Raw genomic sequence first — 15,341 nt, forward strand, 5'->3', positions numbered from 1 at the left:
CTGTTGATGGCTTTCAAAAAATTGCCGAAACAGGGCAGCTCAACCCAATACACGGGTCGATCGTTGCAGGTAGGCTGGCGAAAGAAAGCATGTAAGAACGGTCGCTTGAAACTGTTCAGGTGACTACTTTTGGTACTTCGCAGCCAAACACGCGCGCATGATCTGCCATCAGTGAAAAACAGAGATATTCCCGGTACAGAAGGATTTAATAAAGAGCAGATCACGGTGTGTTTACTGAAGACGGGAGCAGATTTCAACTTACGAAAAAGCGTCACTGAAAATAATAGCGTTGGGCTCGGCTGTGATTATGCTGCATCAGGGCAGCGAAACAGCCCTGATGCATAACTATTGTTATTGGCTTAGCGGATAAAAGATTGCGACTATCACAGAAAACGCGGCCGTTTCCCTTCCCGATGATTATTTCCCTTTATTCACCTTATCCTTCTTTTTATTTTTCTTCTGCCCGGAACGGTATTTTTCGTGATATTGGTCCATCATCCCTTTGAGTGATTTACCAATGGCGGCGTACTCATATTCATTAAGGTTAGCCAGGGAGATGCGGCCAGCAGGCTTCAGGCTACCGAATCCTCTGCCAGGCAGCATAACGATCCCGGTTTCCTCAGCAATACGGAAAAGCAGATCCGTTGGATTGAGCGTGATATTCACCCAGTCGGCAAACTCGTCACCGTAAACCTGACGGGATATCGCTTCGAGATCCAGCAGGGTGTAGTAATCGACAGCCTCTTCAGTATCGATATGCGTGATGCCTAACTCACGATACAGCACCGCCTGACGTCGGCGAATCACCTGCGACACCGCCGCTTTGTATCCATTATCTCCGTCCATCAGGGCAAACAGGCTGAACAACACCATTTGCACCTGCTGTGGGGTGGATAATCCGGCGGTGTGATTGAGCGCCACACTTCTGCTGTCTGCCACCACCCTGTCAAGAAAACGCAACGCCGGAACATCCGGTGTCAGCGAACCGTAGCGATGATTGAGGCGGTTTTTTTCAGCATCACTGAGTTCACTGAGTTGTTCATCAAGAATGTTGTTCTGATGCGTCGCGATAACGCCAAGGCGCCAGCCCGTGGCACCAAAGTATTTGGAAAAGGAATAGACCAGGATGGTGTTTTGCGGACAGACGGCAAACAGCGACTTGAAGTTGTTGGCGAACGTGCCGTAAACATCATCAGTCAGAATAATCAGGTCGGGACGCTGCGCCACGATGCTGACCATTTTCCCCAGCGTGCGTTCGTCCATTTTAACCGATGCAGGATTGCTCGGGTTTACGCAGAAAAAGATTTTGATTGCCGGATCGAGCAGCTTATCGAGCTCTTCATCAGGATATTGCCAGTTCTCTTCCGGTGACGCGTTAATCATCACGCTTTCCAGACGGTAATCTTCCAGTTGCGGGATTTCAATATAGGGGGTGAAGATGGGCGCGCCCATGGCGACTTTATCACCGGCCGTGACCAGGCCGTTGGTGCGCAGCGTGTTGAACAAGTAGGTCATGGCCGCCGTCCCGCCTTCTACTGCAAACAGATCAACATCTTCAGCTGAAATCAGGCCACCGATCATCTCTTTGACGATATATTCACGGGTGATTTTTTCACTGATGGTCAGCATCCGCGGCGGAACCGGGTAATTTGAACCGAGAATGCCTTCGACCATCTCATGTAAAAAATCAGACGCGGAAAGTCCCAGCTGATCGCGCACATAGCTCACTGCCCGCGATAAGAACGCCACGCCAGGTTGTTCATGTCCCCGCGCCAGGAATGCATCAAAGCGCGCTTCGATGCCCTCTTTGCGCGGTATTCCTCCAATGCCATGCGGCAAATAGGAATAGGAACGTTCAGCCTCTTCGGTGGCAAATAATCCCAGGCGCCAGAAGGCCCGGCGCGGCAGGGTAGCCAGAAAATTGGGATTTCCCCTTCCTGCATTCAGCATCATGCGATCGGGTTTGCCAGAAGCCAGCTCTATCAGTGCGTCTTTGAGTTCAAAAGGACTGAGTGATGCATATTTATCGTAAGGATTCGACATGGTTGATCTCTCCGGATAAGAAAGCAGGTCATCGTCATACCAGCGCGACGATAAGCGGGCCTAGCAAGGTGAGGAACACATTTGCCAGCCCGTAAGTCACCGCAAAGGGAGCGGTTGGAATGGCATTACCCGCTTTATCGAGGATTTCCCCAAAGGCAGGATTCGCGCTGCGCGTACCGGATAAGGCACCGGCAAAAATCGCCGTGTTGTCATAGCGCAGCAGATAGCGGCCAATGAATAGCGTGATCATCAGCGGGACGACCGTGACGACGATGCCGATCAGAAAAATGGAGATGCCGTTATTTTTGACGGTCTCAACCGCTTGCAGGCCAGACTGTAACCCGACGACGGCAACGAAACCTGCCAGCCCTAAGTCGCGCAGCAAGCCGGACGCTGGCAGCGGCATATTCCCGATCAGAGGCTTACGCGCCTGATACCAGCCAAACAGCAAGCCCGCGAGCAGGGCACCGCCGCCGCTGCCCAACGTCAGAGGCACAGAGCCGATACGCAGCACCAGCAAGCCAAGCAACAGACCAAACGCCAGGCCAAAGCCGTGAAACATCAGGTCGGTTTTTGGGCTTTTCAGCAGCGCCGGTCCGGCCATGGCGACAGCGCGTTGTATGTCCTGTTCACTGCCGTACAGCGTCACAACGTCATTGCGCTCTATCACTACGTCATCTTTGAAGGGAAGCACCGTCTCGCCACGCTTCAGGCCGGTGACATAAATACCGTGGCGGACATCTGCCGACAGCTGTTCGCGCAGTTCATCCACACGTTTGCCGATCAGCGCGGGATTGGTGAGGAAAACGTCGGCGGTTTTCATGGTCATTGCCGGGCCCGCTTCCTCATCCAGCTCTTTGCCAAGCGAGGGCGCAAGGGCAACGATACCTTTGCGGCGGCCTACCAGAAGCAGCACATCATTCTCATTAAGCGCCATATCCGGCGTGACCGCGATAACCTGATCGTCGCGTTTGATGCGTTCGAGCGTGACCGGAAAAAGCGGATTTGCCAGTGCTTCAACCTGAGCCACGCTTTTGCCAGCGACCGGCCCGGCGAGAAACACGCGCCCGACCAATTCCGGTAATGCGGGCACCTGGCCTGGCGCCAGAACCATTGCACCATGCATCATCTCCTGTTCAGCTTTTATTGCATCTTCACGGATTGAGCGTCCCATGATTTTGGGCAGGATATTAACGCAGATGATGATGGCACCCAGCGAGCCGAAGATGTAGGTCACCGCGTACCCCACCGCGACGTTGCCCTGCATCTGCTGGAGCTGAGCCGGGTCCAGATTTAATTTAGCGATGGCTGCACTGGCGGTGCCAATAATGGCTGACTGAGTTAGTGCACCCGCTGCAATACCGGCGGCAATTCCCTTATCCAGCGCAAAGATTTTTGCCAGCACCACTATCGTTGCTAATGACGAAATAACCAGTACCAGCGCCAGGGCAAATTCCCGCAATGTTCGCCGCCCCAGTGAGGAGAAAAATTTGGGCCCGCTTTCAAAACCCACGGCATAAATAAACACGGCAAACAGAACGTTTTTAATCCCGCTGTCGATAGTAATGCCTACCTGGCTTATCAGCACGGCAACCAATAGTGCTCCGGCTACGCCGCCAAGCTGGAAGGCACCCAGTTTGAATTTACCAATCCACGTACCTGCCGCAAGAGAAAGGAAAAGAGCCAGCTCCGGCGACAGACGAAAAACTTCATGCATCAAGCCCATAGAATAATATCCTGCACAGTGATTCTTGTGATTCAGGCAGATGGAATTACCTGAAAAGTGATCGATCAGGTGAAGATAAGCGGCAATATTTAATGCTCATAAAAGATTAGCGTTATAAATTTTTTTGGCAATGAAAAAGTCGGGAAAACAGGCGTGAACAATCACAGTGACCGTGTTTGATTAATTATCACGTTGGTTAATTCGATGATTTAAAACAAGAAAATTCATTAATCGGTTTCATTGTTTTATTCCTGTTGCAGCAATATTTCAGTGATGTCATTTAAGCGGGAAGCTCACGCTGTATGCCTTATGCGTAATACGCAAATATTGACTTTCAATCTGGATCTGAATTTTCCTGTTGATAAGTTAGAAAATGAATTTTACCTGCGTCATTATTGGATAATATCTTCGCTGATGCTTACTATTGAATTTCAGTGCTGATGCGGAGGTTTTACAGGTTTGGAGAATTAAAATCGGCTTATCCACGCTTCGATTGAATATGAGGTCGTTATGTCCACTGAATCATTAAACGATATAGCAAAAGATTTATCCGCTTTTGTGGGAACACATTTTGTTTATACCTACGATAATGGCTGGAAATACGAATGGTATGCGCGCAATGACAATACCTGTGATTACCGCATACATCAGGGGCTGGTGGGCGGGCGATGGGTGACCCATCAAACGATGAATGCTGTGCAGTTTGCGCCGGGCATTTATAAAGTCGACTGGCACGAGCCGACAGGAACCTGCGTCAGCCTGTTGTTCGACATTGAAAGAAAAATCATTCATGGCACCATCTTCTTTCCGCAGTGGATTGCCGGTGAAAACCAGCACCCTGAAAAAACCATCTGTTATCAAAACGAATTTATAGACGATATGCACCGTTTTCGCGACGAAGGCCCGGCTTATCCTTATGTTGTGATTCCTGAGTTTGCCCGGGTGACTTACATGAAGAACGAAGGTCCTGATAACGATGCTGTAATTAGCATGGCACCGGGCCAGCTGCCAGATGATTTCTTTGAAGGGAAATAAGGGCTAATGGCCGAAGTTAAGATGCACTGGCGGGGTAATTATTGCTGGACGTCATGCCTCATCCTAAAAGGTTTCTTCTGTGGAAACCTTTATCCACTATCCTCATTCCATCAGGGTTTTCTGACTGCCGCGTAATGGGGCAATGCGACACATAAAAAGTCTCGGCATAATAAGGCCAGAGTTAACTGTTGTTGCGGCACGGTTTTCTTGTTGTTTTCGGCTAACCAACATGTGCTTTGGACTGGTGCTGTCACTAAAAAGGCGAGAAAGGTTCTCTTTCTCGCCTTCTCTGTAAAAGTGCGCGACTGGCATACTTTTAGCGTGTTACTGCGGTTGGCTTTCACCAAAAACCTTTTTAATCGCCTCAGCGCTGCATCGATCGTCAGATTCTGCGCCACCGGTGCCCGCCATGCCGACGGCACCGATCCACTGGCCGCGATAGTTAACCGGTACGCCGCCGCCAAGCAGCAACAGGTCGCTGACGGTATTGAGATTAACGCTGTCCGGTGAGGATTGCGCCTTGATGGTGAGCTGTTTGGTCGGCGTTTTGGTCGAGAGCGCCGTAAACGCTTTACGCCAGGCAGCCTGCGTATTGTGCGGTCCAACGTTATCATCCCGCATTATCGACACCAGATTACCGCCGCGATCGACAACTGCTACCACGCCCTGACGATTCATGCCATGGCAAACCGACAGTGCTTCGGTAGCCAGCTCATTACTCAGGGCCTGAGTCATGTCATAGACGGCTGCAGGTTCAGCTGAAAATGCCATGCCTGGCCCGGTTGCCAGCGTCAGTGCAAGCAGTAAACGTTTCATTTATTTTTAAGCTCCCGCGATAGAAAAAATAACCGTACTGGCTCAGCAGCAACGGAACGTACAGATGTAGGTAGCAACAGGAAATGTCACCGGGACTTCACAGATAAAACGCGCTCTCCACGATTCATCACGCTGCTGTTATACCGGCACGGTGGTTCCAACTGCCTGTCAGAAAGATGACCGTATTGTCATCTGGCGTTGAAACGCTGGGGAGGACATGACTTTAATGGCAAACTGCGCCGATGAAACTATTACTGATCGAAGATAATCTGAAGACCAGCGCCTGGGTGCGGAAAGGGTTGGAAGAAGCGGGCTATATCGTGGATTTCGCGGCAGACGGGCGGGATGGCCTGCATCTGGCACTGTCGCATCCTTACAGCCTGATCATTCTGGACATCATGCTGCCGGGCATGGATGGATGGCAGGTGCTGAGAACGCTGCGTACCGCCAGCAATGTTCCCGTGATTTGCCTGACCGCCAGAGATTCTGTAGACGATCGCGTTAAAGGGCTGGAGCTGGGCGCCAATGATTATCTGGTCAAACCTTTCTCATTTGCTGAGCTTTTGGCACGGGTAAGGAATCAGCTACGACAGCAACAGCCGCACAGCAGCGTGCTGCGCGTGGCCGATCTGGTGATGGATTCCACGCGCTTTCAGGTCACGCGTGACGGTATACCTCTGACGCTGACGCGCAAAGAGTTTATGCTGCTCTGGCTCCTCGCCAGCCGTCACGGTGAGATTTTGCCGCGCACGCTGCTGGCCAGCGAAATCTGGGGCGTCAATTTCGACAGTGAAACCAACATTGTCGATGTCGCCATTCGCCGCCTGCGCCGCAAAGTCGACGATCCTTTCACTCATAAGCTCATCACCACGGTAAGAGGCATGGGATATTGTCTGTCGGAAAAGGCACCTGACAATGCATAGCGCGTCGCTAACGCTGCGGCTGACCGCAATTTTTACGCTGATCATGGCGATGGCCTGCGGCGGTATTAGCCTGATACTTTACAACGCCTTACGCAGTGAGCTGGTGTGGCGGGACGACCAGACGCTGATCAACCGCGCTGCGCAATTAAGGCAGCTGCTTGAAGATGGCGCCCATCCCAGTTCGTTGCCGCTCTATTTCAACCGCATGGTCGATATTCATCAGGATATCCTCAGCATCCGATCGCAGCATGAGCAGAACGTCAGTATTAATCACACCGGTGTCGCTTTGCCTGAGATGTCGCCCACGCCGGTAAACAGCCCGCCGAATGCACGACAGCTGCATCGCTGGATGGATGCTGATCATACGGAAGCGGCTGCGCTTAGCCTGCAGGCAAACTCATCGCTCGGACCGGTTACCATCACGCTGGCCCGGGTCGCGCGGGAGCGGGCGATGATGCTGGATCGCTATCGTCAGCAAAGCATTCTGGTCTCACTGGCAGCTATTTTTCTCTGCGCCGCAGTCAGCCCGCTGCTTATTCGCCGAGGGCTAAAAGCGATAGGGCGGCTGAGTGAGATTTTGGCGGAAACCGCCAGTGACAGGTTAAATCATCCGGTGCCGCTGCAGGCTATCCCGCAGGAATTGCTGCCCTTGGGGAAAGCGCTTAACGCGATGCGTCAGAGCTTATCCACTGACTTCGTCCGCCTGACCCAGTTTGCCGACGATCTGGCACACGAAATACGCACGCCCATTAATGTTCTGCTGGGCCAGAATCAGGTGGCGCTGGGCCATGCGCGGTCGGTGAGTGAATATCAGGCGCTGCTGGAAGGCAACATTGAAGAGCTGGAAAGCCTGTCGCGACTGACTGAAAATATTCTCTTTCTTGCCCGCGCCACCCATCACAACATCCAGCTCAATAAAGAGGCCTTCTTGCTTCATGACGCGCTGGAAACGCTGATCGACTTTCTGGAGCCGGTCGCGGAAGAGCGGGAAATGGTTATCGCACTCAACGCCGAAGGCAGCGTCACCGCGGATAAAATGCTGTTCCAGCGTGCAATGACCAACCTGCTGATCAATGCCATACGGTATTCACCGGCACCAGGGCAGATTGTGATTAGCACGTATCATCGTGCTGAATACGTTGAGATTGAGGTGTCGAATGCCGGTGACGTTATTGCCGAGCCGGATAAATTATTCGAGCGATTCTGGCGCGGCGATAATGTCCGCCAGACCTCCGGAAGCGGGCTTGGGCTCTCTTTGGTGTACGCCATCGCCACATTACATGGCGGACTTGCTTATTACCGGCATGAGAAAGGACAGACTATTTTTGGCCTGCGGCTGCTGGCCTGACGGCTGTCGATGGATGCTGCTGACCGTTGGCCACAGGCGCAAAAGCCGATTTCAGATGAGTGCTGCAGGAGAAGAAAAAGCCAGAGCCTGCGGGATTAGCAAGCTGACGCCCGCCCGGAAACATAAAATAGCCCCGCAGAATCGGCAGGGCGTTTTCATTTTTAAGCACCCAGGCGCTGAGCAATTGCCTGTATCACAACCGCTGTAAATTGTGGCGTATTAAACCCACGCTTTTTTGCGTAAAAAACGTGTCAGGCGCTGGCCATACAATCCTGTAATCAGCCCGGAAATAATCAGCAGCAGGGCGAGAATTTTTATCCACGAGAGAGCTTCGCCAAATATTGCCATGGATCCCAACATTCCGAACACCGGCACCAACAGCGACAAGGGCGCCACGGTAGAGAGTGGATAATGCTTAAGCAGGGAATTCCATACCCAATAGCCAAACAGCGTATTAGGATAGACCTGAAAGAGGATTGACAGCACAGCGCGATAATCAATATGACTGACTAACGCCGCGTATCCGTTGCTACCGTTGACCAGCCAGTCCAGCACGAAAAGCGGAATCGGAGAAAAGGCGCTCGACCATACCAGAAAGGAAAATATCTGCGTTGTACCCGAATGCTTATTGATAATATTGGCGAGACTCCAGGCTATTGCGCCTGCCAATACCAGCAGCGTACCTGTAAGCGTAACGGAACCATCGGTAATAAAAACAATAGACATCAATCCTGAACAGGCGACAGTAAAACCCGCAATTTGATAGCGGTTGAGGCGCTCTTTAAAGACTAAACTTCCTAATAAGAGCGTAAAGAAGGCACTGAATTGCAGCAATAGCGAGGCAATTCCGGCAGAAAGCCCGGCTTTAATTCCTAAGTTCACCAATCCCCATAAACCTGTGCCAAAAACCAGGCCATAGCTGATGATATAGCGCCACGCGACATCCGGTTTTTTTATAAAGAATAACGCGGGCAAGGCGCATAAGGTAAAGCGTATACCGGCCAGAATTAACGGATCCACAGAACTCAGGCCCAGCTTAATCACTGAAAAGTTAACGCCCCAAATCGCCGTGATCAGAATCGCAAGCAGCAGATGATGTAATTTCATGATCTGGTTAATCCTGCCCAAAGGATAAAAGCACAGGCGCTCACCAAAGCACCGGCAATACAGACGGATTGCCATCCCCAGAGCGCATAAAGCTGCGTTGCGGCAAGGGCGCCAGAGGCGCTGCCAACGCAATAAAAACACATATAAGCGCCGACGAGGCGGCTCGCCTCTGCTGGCCTGTCAGCAATGATGACGCTCTGATTGATGACATGAACGGTCTGTACCGCGAAGTCCAGCATGATGATGCCGATAATCAGCCACAGCAGGGAGGTCTCGGTATACGCGATGGGCAGCCATGAGAATGTTAGCACTATCAAAGCCAATCCGGTAGCGCGCTGCCCGTTGCCTTTGTCTGCCCATAATCCCGCTTTTGAGGCCGCCAGCGCACCCGCTATGCCCGCTAAACCAAACATGCCTGTCTGCGTATGTGACAGCGACATGGCAGTCAGCGGCATCACCATTGTGGTCCAGAGCATGCTGAAAGCCGCAAAGATAAGCAGAGTCAAAACGCCACGCGTTCTCAATTGAGGTTCCGTGATGTACAGGCGAAAAACAGCCAGCAAAAGAGAGAGATAAGAGGGGGTTTTTGCCTGCGGCAACGACGCTGGCATCACTTTCATAAAGAGTAATGCTATTAGCAACATCAGGCAGGCAGCAATCAGATAAACGGCCCGCCAGCCAGCCAGGTCGGCAAGGGTTCCAGAGATGAAGCGGGCCAGCAGGATCCCCAAAACGATGCCGCTGGTGACGTTACCCACCGCCACGCCGCGTCTGTCAGGCGCTGCCAGTATCGCTGCCCAGGCAACCATGAGCTGAACCACGACGGCCATTAAGCCGATCAACAGCATCGCGCCAAGCAGAATCGGCAGATTCTTTGATAATCCTGCCATTACCAGCGCCAGCACGGAAAGCAACAGCAGCGTGATCACGAGTGTTTTTCTGTTTATCCGGTCGCCGAGGGGAACCAGAAAGAGTAAACCCGCTAAATAACCGGTTTGGGTTAAGGTGACGACGCTGCCGATGATAGCGGGCTCTACTTTCAGGCTGGTTGCCATTGATTCAAGCAGCGGCTGAGCAGAATAGACATTTGCCACCGCCAGAGCACACGTGAATGAGAACAAAAATGTTATCCCTGGTGTCAGCACCGTGGCACTGGTTACAGGCGCTTGAATCTCAACGACAGAATTGTTGTCCGCCTTACCACGCATACCATCCCTCTCTGGTTTCTTTTTGAAACTACGTTAGCCAGAACTTACCTGAGTGGTTTTTTTTTGCAACCTCTTTCTCGGGGCGCTATGCTGTAATCATCAAAAGCAGATGTAGAGAGAAAACGGATGGCAAAGCAGGAATCACTCAGAACCAGCGAATGTCCGGTAGCAAGAACACTGGAATCAATTGGTGAACGTTGGTGCCTGATGATTATCCGTGAGGCGTTTGATGATGTACGCCGATTCAGTGAGTTTCAGAAGAACCTGGGGCTGGCCAAAAATATTCTCTCTTCCCGACTGAAACAGCTGGTTGATGTCGGTGTGTTTGAGATCTGTCCCGCCTCAGACGGCAGCGCGTATGGCGAATATGTGCTTACCGACAAAGGGCGGACTATTTTCACCATCGTCGTGGCACTGCGCCAGTGGGGAGAGCGTTACCTGTTTGAGGAGGGCGAAATACATTCTGTGCTTGTGGATAACACGCATGGAGAACCTGTACAGCCGCTGGAGGTTCGTTCATGCGACGGCAACACGCTGGGGCCTGGCGACTGCCATCGGCGGCGTGTAATTTCAGGCGAGAGTGCTAATCCTCTGTGCGATCCGCCGGTTAGTTAACAACAATCATGGGTGGTCAGAGGGAGAATTATCCGCGAGGTTGTTAGGCGATGGGAAAATTCATCTGCTTTCATTTTTTTCAAGAAAACTATCGATAAAATCTTTGAGATAAATGCGTATCTCAGTGTTCCATTTTCAATAAATCTCTTCTGAGAAACTACCCCAGTCGCGATATAACGCCGGTAAACTTCAGAACTATTGTAACCAGATTTTCAGATGGCCATAAAGCAGACGGCCCAGCGGACGATCTGCTTTAAGCAAAAATGTTGAATTCAGCAATTAACCCTCAGGCCCTTCAACCAGGACAAAAGTTCCGGTCGCCGCACCTGCGCGCAGTAATCTGGCCGCCTGATATCCAGGGCTTTTATAGAAGCGCCTGGCCTCATCAAAAGAAGCGAATTCAAAAACCACATGCCGTTCATGCGACTCGCCCTCAAGATTTTCATACCGCCCAGACCAGGCAATGATTTTAGGATTAAATTCCTGCATTGCCTCTCCGGCGGCGCGGGCATATTCAGAGTAGGCGACAGGGTCTGATACGGTGACATGCGCGATTAAATAACCTTTATTCATTTTTCTTTATCCTGGGTAGGTGACGATATATTTCAGCATAAGCACACAGACAGTCGCGCATAAGCTGAAACGGTGGGTTTAATTCTGTGCAGTAAAAGTGAAAGGTTGGGGGTGCGTTCAGCATCCTGATGGTCGATCATCCATCCCGGATAATGAGGCGGCATCGCGCTTATCGCATCAAGGTGCGCCAGTTCCTCAGCAGTCAGAACAACGTCGGTAGCGCCAGGATTATCCGTGAGCTGGGCGAGCCGCTTCACACCAATAATCACGCTGGTGACATCCGGTTTTGCCAGTAACCAGGCGAGTGCGATCCGGCTGACTGATACCGCGTGTTGGCTTGCAATATCGCGCATGGCAGCAACGCATTTCCATGCCAGGTCGCAATCAACGGGTGGGAAATCGAATATGCTACGACGGGCATCGCTTTCCGCTGCTGCTCCAGGACCAAATTTTCCGGTCAGTAACCCGCCAGCGAGTGGCGACCAGACAAGCAGCCCCATTTTCTCTTCACGTGCCAGCGGTATCAGCTCCCGCTCGACGTCACGTCCGGCAATGGAATAATAGGCCTGAAGCGTTTCAAACCGCGTTGCGTGTAGCGCTTCGCTCAGGCCAGGTGATTTACCCAACTTGCCAGCGGACCCGTTCGAAACACCCACATAACGAACCAGCCCCTGTCGGGTCAGATCGTCAAGCGCCCGCAGCGTTTCCTCAATGGGCGTGACCGGATCGCTGGCATGTATCTGCAACAGGTCAATATGATCGACCTGCAGTCGTTGCAGGCTTTTCTGCACTGAATCCATGATATGCCCGCGTGATGCCCCTTTATCATTAGGGCCGGAACCCATCACGCCACCGGTTTTTGTGGCGAGAATGATGTCACTACGTCTCACACCAAGCGCTTTAAGCGCTGCGCCTGTAATACACTCAGATTGGCCGAAAGAGTAAATATCGGCAGTATCGATAAAGTTAATGCCGCTCGCCAATGCCTGCGCAATAAGCTGGTTCGCTTCATCCTGTGCGACCGCACCCACGGCGGACCACATGCCCGCATCTAGTGTTGCCGCCCAGGGTCATGGTGCCGAAACATAATTCCGAAACGAACAGGCCGGTTCGGCCAGGCTGATTATATTTCACTGTGGTTTCGCCTTTTTATTTAACGATGTTGGGTGCGGGCGGGATGAAACGGCGCGGCGCTATGTGCCATTACAACGTGCCGTTCAATGCGGTGTGAAAGCAGTCTATTAAGTATTACTATCGGCATAAATAGCGTGAAAAATAACGCACTGTTATCCTGAGAGTGAACAATGAAGAATCTCGACGCGCTGAACATTTTTACGCGCGTAGCAGAAATGAAGAGCTTTACGCAGGCAGCAGAAAGCCTGGGCATTCAGAAAGGACGTGTCTCAACGGTGATTCGTGAGCTTGAGCGCGATCTGGGTGCCACGCTTCTGCACCGCACCACGCGAACTGTGCGACTGACAGAAGATGGCAGGGCGTTTTATTCGCGCGCGCGCGACTTGTTATCAGAGGCAGAAGAACTGCACTCAATGTTTACCGATGCAGGTATGGCACTGCGCGGTCGGTTGCGCGTTGATATGCCAGCGGTGTTGGCGCAAAGCGTGGTTATTCCTGCCCTACCACAATTACTGGAAGCGCACCCTGAACTGGAGATTGAGCTTTCAAGTACCGATCGCCGTGTCGATTTGGTTCTGGAAGGATTTGACTGTGTGGTGCGTCTGGGGCCCATCGTGGATGACACACTTATTGCCCGGCCGCTGGGGCATCTGCGCATGATCAATGCAGCAAGCCCGGCCTACCTTGCTCGCATTGGCGTGCCGAAAACAACAAACGATCTTCTCAGTCAGGGACACCGGATGGTTTATTACATGCGGAATTTTGGGGCGAAACCTGACGGATGGGAATATCCCACGGATGATGGCTATAAATCGCTGATGTTACCCGGGGCAATACGGGTCAATAGCGTACCGGCTTATCACGATGCCGGGCTGGCGGGTTTGGGCCTGATCCAGGGAGGATATTCTTCGCTTTTACCGCATATTAAACGCGGCGCCCTGATTGAGGTGTTGCCCGATCTGCGCCCCGAACCGCTCACGGCCTCATTTGTTGTCGCCCACCGGCGCAATTTATCGCAGCGTGTCAGAGCCTTTATGAACTGGACTGAGGAAATCTTAAAACCTTATTTTGACTAACGTCAGCACTGATTTTCGCTACAGGCAAAATGAAGGTGGCGGTGTGGGTAATCTTGCCGCTAATAGATTTGAATGCCACGTTAACGGGGTTATTTGTTCTGACAAAGCTCTGGCTAATCGGCTGTAAAATAGCCAAGGCAAGTACACCAGATAATAACTTCTTGTGCATGTTTTTTGATGATGTTGATAAGAGAGAACAAGAAAAAAAGTAAAGCCTCATGGCAGAGAGCCGATAAAAAGAGCGTCTTTTCTATTAGAGGGAATTTATATGCGTAAAATCATCTGCATCACAGGACTCATGCTGGGAATGACGGGAGCAACGTTTCCAGCTTACGCTAAGACGTTGACGCAAAGCCTGACGCGTTGCGATACAACATTTTTTAGTGAAATTTATCATCAGCGAGCTAAAATCAGCCACGTCGCGCCTTTGACGAACGATAAGCACTCTCACGCCTGGTTCAAGGCCCCAGCCGACGGTAATGGCACCGTTTGGTTTGCTCAACCCTTGCATGAATTAAACCTGACGCTAACGGGATATTATCTCCAAACCAGCAACCTTGATGAAATTAATTATGGTAAATATTATTTTTGGGGGCTGGTTTTCAAAGAATCACCTGAGCAGGTGATGTCAACGCTTAATCATTTAACCTGGAATAAGGCTGGAGATGATTACGTCTCGCAGATGATGATCAAATCAAATTCAAGCAGTGCATGGGAAAAAAATGAACAGTCGGTATCAGGTATTGCGCCGGCAAAAGGAAGCGCTGAAAAACTGTTAATGCTCAGCAAAGGCGAAGACGGAACATTATTGCTCTGTTCAGTTCAGGGACATGTGACGCCAGCTATGCTTGCAATATCACGTCCTGATTTAACCGTCGGGGAAGCCAAATGAAAAAACTGATATGGCTGTCATTACTGATGCTGACGGGTTGCACCCTGTCGCACAAACCATCGCTACAGACACCGGCCAAAACGCCGGCTGGTTTTATAAAAATTCTTGAAGATGATGAAATAACGTCTTATGTCGATTACAGGATTATTTCAACGTATCAGGGTAACAACCAGCTGCGTCGGTTTTATTTAATCAATAACTATGTAAAGCCGACAGAGATTATAAAAAATCCATCCGTCTACATTTCCAGCTCCCGGGCTATTAATGTAATCAACTGCGCTAAAAGCCAGCGAGCCGTTATGGGACGAACTTATTTTTCCAGGCCGTTCGCGGAGGGTGATCTTGTTCATGCTAAGCCGGATATAGGGCAGTGGGAGTCTTTCCCTAAAAACTCGCTTTTTGGAATAATTGCTGAAAGCATGTGCAAAATATCCGTTGAAAAACTCAGGCCAGAACCAGCGAAAGAAACCCGCAAACCGATACTGGATTAATTAGTTCAAATCGGCACACTGAAATCAGTGCTAAAGCAGATGGCCCTGGTCATCTGCCATACATCAACGAACAGGACTTGCAACCCTCAGGGAGTTAAGGACATGCATTGTACTCTTTGTTAATTCTTACTGTTGATGAGGGAGAGGACAGAGGCGGATCTGATGCGGCAGCGTTACGCTATAGTCAGATAATCGGAGCAAATAAATACACCTTGTAAAAGAATAATAGCATTCAGGACACTGGCTACGTTCTTTGGTACAAAGCGAGCATGTCTGCAAATCAAGAATCGCGCTGTACGAATAATGAACGCTCATGAGATATCGGTTACATCGTTATAACGTAATTAACAGCGT

General features: G+C 51.0%; 14 protein-coding genes and 1 pseudogene. 8 read left to right on the forward strand and 7 right to left on the reverse strand.

What is annotated here, in order from left to right; genetic code table 11:
* The first annotated feature begins 129 nt into the window (after nucleotides 1-129).
* On the forward strand, nucleotides 130-345 hold the full coding sequence (locus tag ACJY2L_RS06910) for a hypothetical protein (RefSeq protein WP_439213342.1): 216 nt from the start codon (nucleotides 130-132) through the stop codon (nucleotides 343-345).
* Between the two features lie 72 nt (nucleotides 346-417).
* Here the strand turns inward: ACJY2L_RS06910 and ACJY2L_RS06915 are convergent, their stop codons facing one another.
* The gene (locus ACJY2L_RS06915) at nucleotides 418-2,043 is read right to left on the reverse strand and encodes a bifunctional aspartate transaminase/aspartate 4-decarboxylase (protein WP_439213343.1); all 1,626 of its coding nucleotides are present in this window, start codon (nucleotides 2,041-2,043) and stop codon (nucleotides 418-420) included.
* 34 nt (nucleotides 2,044-2,077) lie between these two features.
* The gene (aspT, locus tag ACJY2L_RS06920) at nucleotides 2,078-3,769 is read right to left on the reverse strand and encodes an aspartate-alanine antiporter (RefSeq protein WP_439213344.1); all 1,692 of its coding nucleotides are present in this window, start codon (nucleotides 3,767-3,769) and stop codon (nucleotides 2,078-2,080) included.
* Between the two features lie 510 nt (nucleotides 3,770-4,279).
* Here aspT and ACJY2L_RS06925 point away from each other — a divergent pair.
* Complete coding sequence (locus ACJY2L_RS06925; protein WP_067436226.1) at nucleotides 4,280-4,804, forward strand: phenolic acid decarboxylase; 525 nt, start codon at nucleotides 4,280-4,282, stop codon at nucleotides 4,802-4,804.
* A gap of 324 nt (nucleotides 4,805-5,128) precedes the next feature.
* On the opposite strand, the gene ACJY2L_RS06930 is transcribed toward ACJY2L_RS06925, so the two are convergent.
* Nucleotides 5,129-5,620, reverse strand: coding sequence for a GlcG/HbpS family heme-binding protein (locus tag ACJY2L_RS06930; protein WP_439213345.1), 492 nt, complete (start codon nucleotides 5,618-5,620; stop codon nucleotides 5,129-5,131).
* Between the two features lie 242 nt (nucleotides 5,621-5,862).
* Between ACJY2L_RS06930 and hprR the strand changes: the two genes are divergently transcribed.
* Entirely contained in the window at nucleotides 5,863-6,543 is a 681-nt protein-coding gene (gene hprR, locus ACJY2L_RS06935; RefSeq protein ID WP_439213346.1) for a response regulator transcription factor HprR, read from the forward strand.
* Nucleotides 6,536-7,891: a heavy metal sensor histidine kinase gene (locus tag ACJY2L_RS06940; RefSeq protein WP_439213347.1), complete on the forward strand. Its 1,356-nt coding sequence runs from the start codon at nucleotides 6,536-6,538 to the stop codon at nucleotides 7,889-7,891. The genes hprR and ACJY2L_RS06940 overlap by 8 nt, the downstream gene beginning before the upstream one ends.
* Before the next feature lie 219 nt (nucleotides 7,892-8,110).
* On the opposite strand, the gene ACJY2L_RS06945 is transcribed toward ACJY2L_RS06940, so the two are convergent.
* Complete coding sequence (locus tag ACJY2L_RS06945; RefSeq protein WP_439213348.1) at nucleotides 8,111-8,998, reverse strand: EamA family transporter; 888 nt, start codon at nucleotides 8,996-8,998, stop codon at nucleotides 8,111-8,113.
* On the reverse strand, nucleotides 8,995-10,206 hold the full coding sequence (locus ACJY2L_RS06950; RefSeq protein WP_439213349.1) for an MFS transporter: 1,212 nt from the start codon (nucleotides 10,204-10,206) through the stop codon (nucleotides 8,995-8,997). Before ACJY2L_RS06950 ends, ACJY2L_RS06945 begins: the two co-directional genes overlap by 4 nt.
* A gap of 126 nt (nucleotides 10,207-10,332) precedes the next feature.
* On the opposite strand from ACJY2L_RS06950, the gene ACJY2L_RS06955 reads away from it, so the two are divergent.
* Complete coding sequence (locus tag ACJY2L_RS06955) at nucleotides 10,333-10,821, forward strand: winged helix-turn-helix transcriptional regulator (RefSeq protein ID WP_439213350.1); 489 nt, start codon at nucleotides 10,333-10,335, stop codon at nucleotides 10,819-10,821.
* A 279-nt stretch (nucleotides 10,822-11,100) separates the two neighbouring features.
* On the opposite strand, the gene ACJY2L_RS06960 is transcribed toward ACJY2L_RS06955, so the two are convergent.
* Both ACJY2L_RS06960 and ACJY2L_RS06965 read right to left on the reverse strand, forming a co-directional pair.
* Nucleotides 11,101-11,394: a DUF1330 domain-containing protein gene (locus ACJY2L_RS06960; protein WP_439213351.1), complete on the reverse strand. Its 294-nt coding sequence runs from the start codon at nucleotides 11,392-11,394 to the stop codon at nucleotides 11,101-11,103.
* 32 nt (nucleotides 11,395-11,426) lie between these two features.
* Nucleotides 11,427-12,528: pseudogene (locus tag ACJY2L_RS06965) on the reverse strand (aldo/keto reductase).
* A gap of 170 nt (nucleotides 12,529-12,698) precedes the next feature.
* Here ACJY2L_RS06965 and ACJY2L_RS06970 point away from each other — a divergent pair.
* From ACJY2L_RS06970 to ACJY2L_RS06980, 3 genes are all read left to right on the forward strand, one after another.
* On the forward strand, nucleotides 12,699-13,604 hold the full coding sequence (locus tag ACJY2L_RS06970) for a LysR family transcriptional regulator (protein ID WP_439213352.1): 906 nt from the start codon (nucleotides 12,699-12,701) through the stop codon (nucleotides 13,602-13,604).
* Between the two features lie 268 nt (nucleotides 13,605-13,872).
* Complete coding sequence (locus ACJY2L_RS06975) at nucleotides 13,873-14,496, forward strand: hypothetical protein (protein WP_439213353.1); 624 nt, start codon at nucleotides 13,873-13,875, stop codon at nucleotides 14,494-14,496.
* Nucleotides 14,493-14,987, forward strand: coding sequence for a surface-adhesin E family protein (locus ACJY2L_RS06980; protein WP_439213354.1), 495 nt, complete (start codon nucleotides 14,493-14,495; stop codon nucleotides 14,985-14,987). Before ACJY2L_RS06975 ends, ACJY2L_RS06980 begins: the two co-directional genes overlap by 4 nt.
* The last annotated feature ends 354 nt before the right edge of the window (nucleotides 14,988-15,341 follow it).

This window comes from Duffyella sp. Ts4 (genome assembly GCF_051851875.1).
Lineage (GTDB): Bacteria > Pseudomonadota > Gammaproteobacteria > Enterobacterales > Enterobacteriaceae > Duffyella > Duffyella gerundensis.

Coding starts and splice junctions, on each gene's coding strand:
- ACJY2L_RS06940 (WP_439213347.1), top strand. CDS start 6,536: ATGCATAGCGCGTCGCTAACGCTGCGGCTGACCGCAATTTTTACGCTG.
- ACJY2L_RS06960 (WP_439213351.1), bottom strand. CDS start 11,394: ATGAATAAAGGTTATTTAATCGCGCATGTCACCGTATCAGACCCTGTC.
- ACJY2L_RS06950 (WP_439213349.1), bottom strand. CDS start 10,206: ATGCGTGGTAAGGCGGACAACAATTCTGTCGTTGAGATTCAAGCGCCT.
- aspT (WP_439213344.1), bottom strand. CDS start 3,769: ATGGGCTTGATGCATGAAGTTTTTCGTCTGTCGCCGGAGCTGGCTCTT.
- ACJY2L_RS06925 (WP_067436226.1), top strand. CDS start 4,280: ATGTCCACTGAATCATTAAACGATATAGCAAAAGATTTATCCGCTTTT.
- ACJY2L_RS06970 (WP_439213352.1), top strand. CDS start 12,699: ATGAAGAATCTCGACGCGCTGAACATTTTTACGCGCGTAGCAGAAATG.
- ACJY2L_RS06945 (WP_439213348.1), bottom strand. CDS start 8,998: ATGAAATTACATCATCTGCTGCTTGCGATTCTGATCACGGCGATTTGG.
- ACJY2L_RS06980 (WP_439213354.1), top strand. CDS start 14,493: ATGAAAAAACTGATATGGCTGTCATTACTGATGCTGACGGGTTGCACC.
- ACJY2L_RS06955 (WP_439213350.1), top strand. CDS start 10,333: ATGGCAAAGCAGGAATCACTCAGAACCAGCGAATGTCCGGTAGCAAGA.
- ACJY2L_RS06975 (WP_439213353.1), top strand. CDS start 13,873: ATGCGTAAAATCATCTGCATCACAGGACTCATGCTGGGAATGACGGGA.
- ACJY2L_RS06930 (WP_439213345.1), bottom strand. CDS start 5,620: ATGAAACGTTTACTGCTTGCACTGACGCTGGCAACCGGGCCAGGCATG.
- hprR (WP_439213346.1), top strand. CDS start 5,863: ATGAAACTATTACTGATCGAAGATAATCTGAAGACCAGCGCCTGGGTG.
- ACJY2L_RS06915 (WP_439213343.1), bottom strand. CDS start 2,043: ATGTCGAATCCTTACGATAAATATGCATCACTCAGTCCTTTTGAACTC.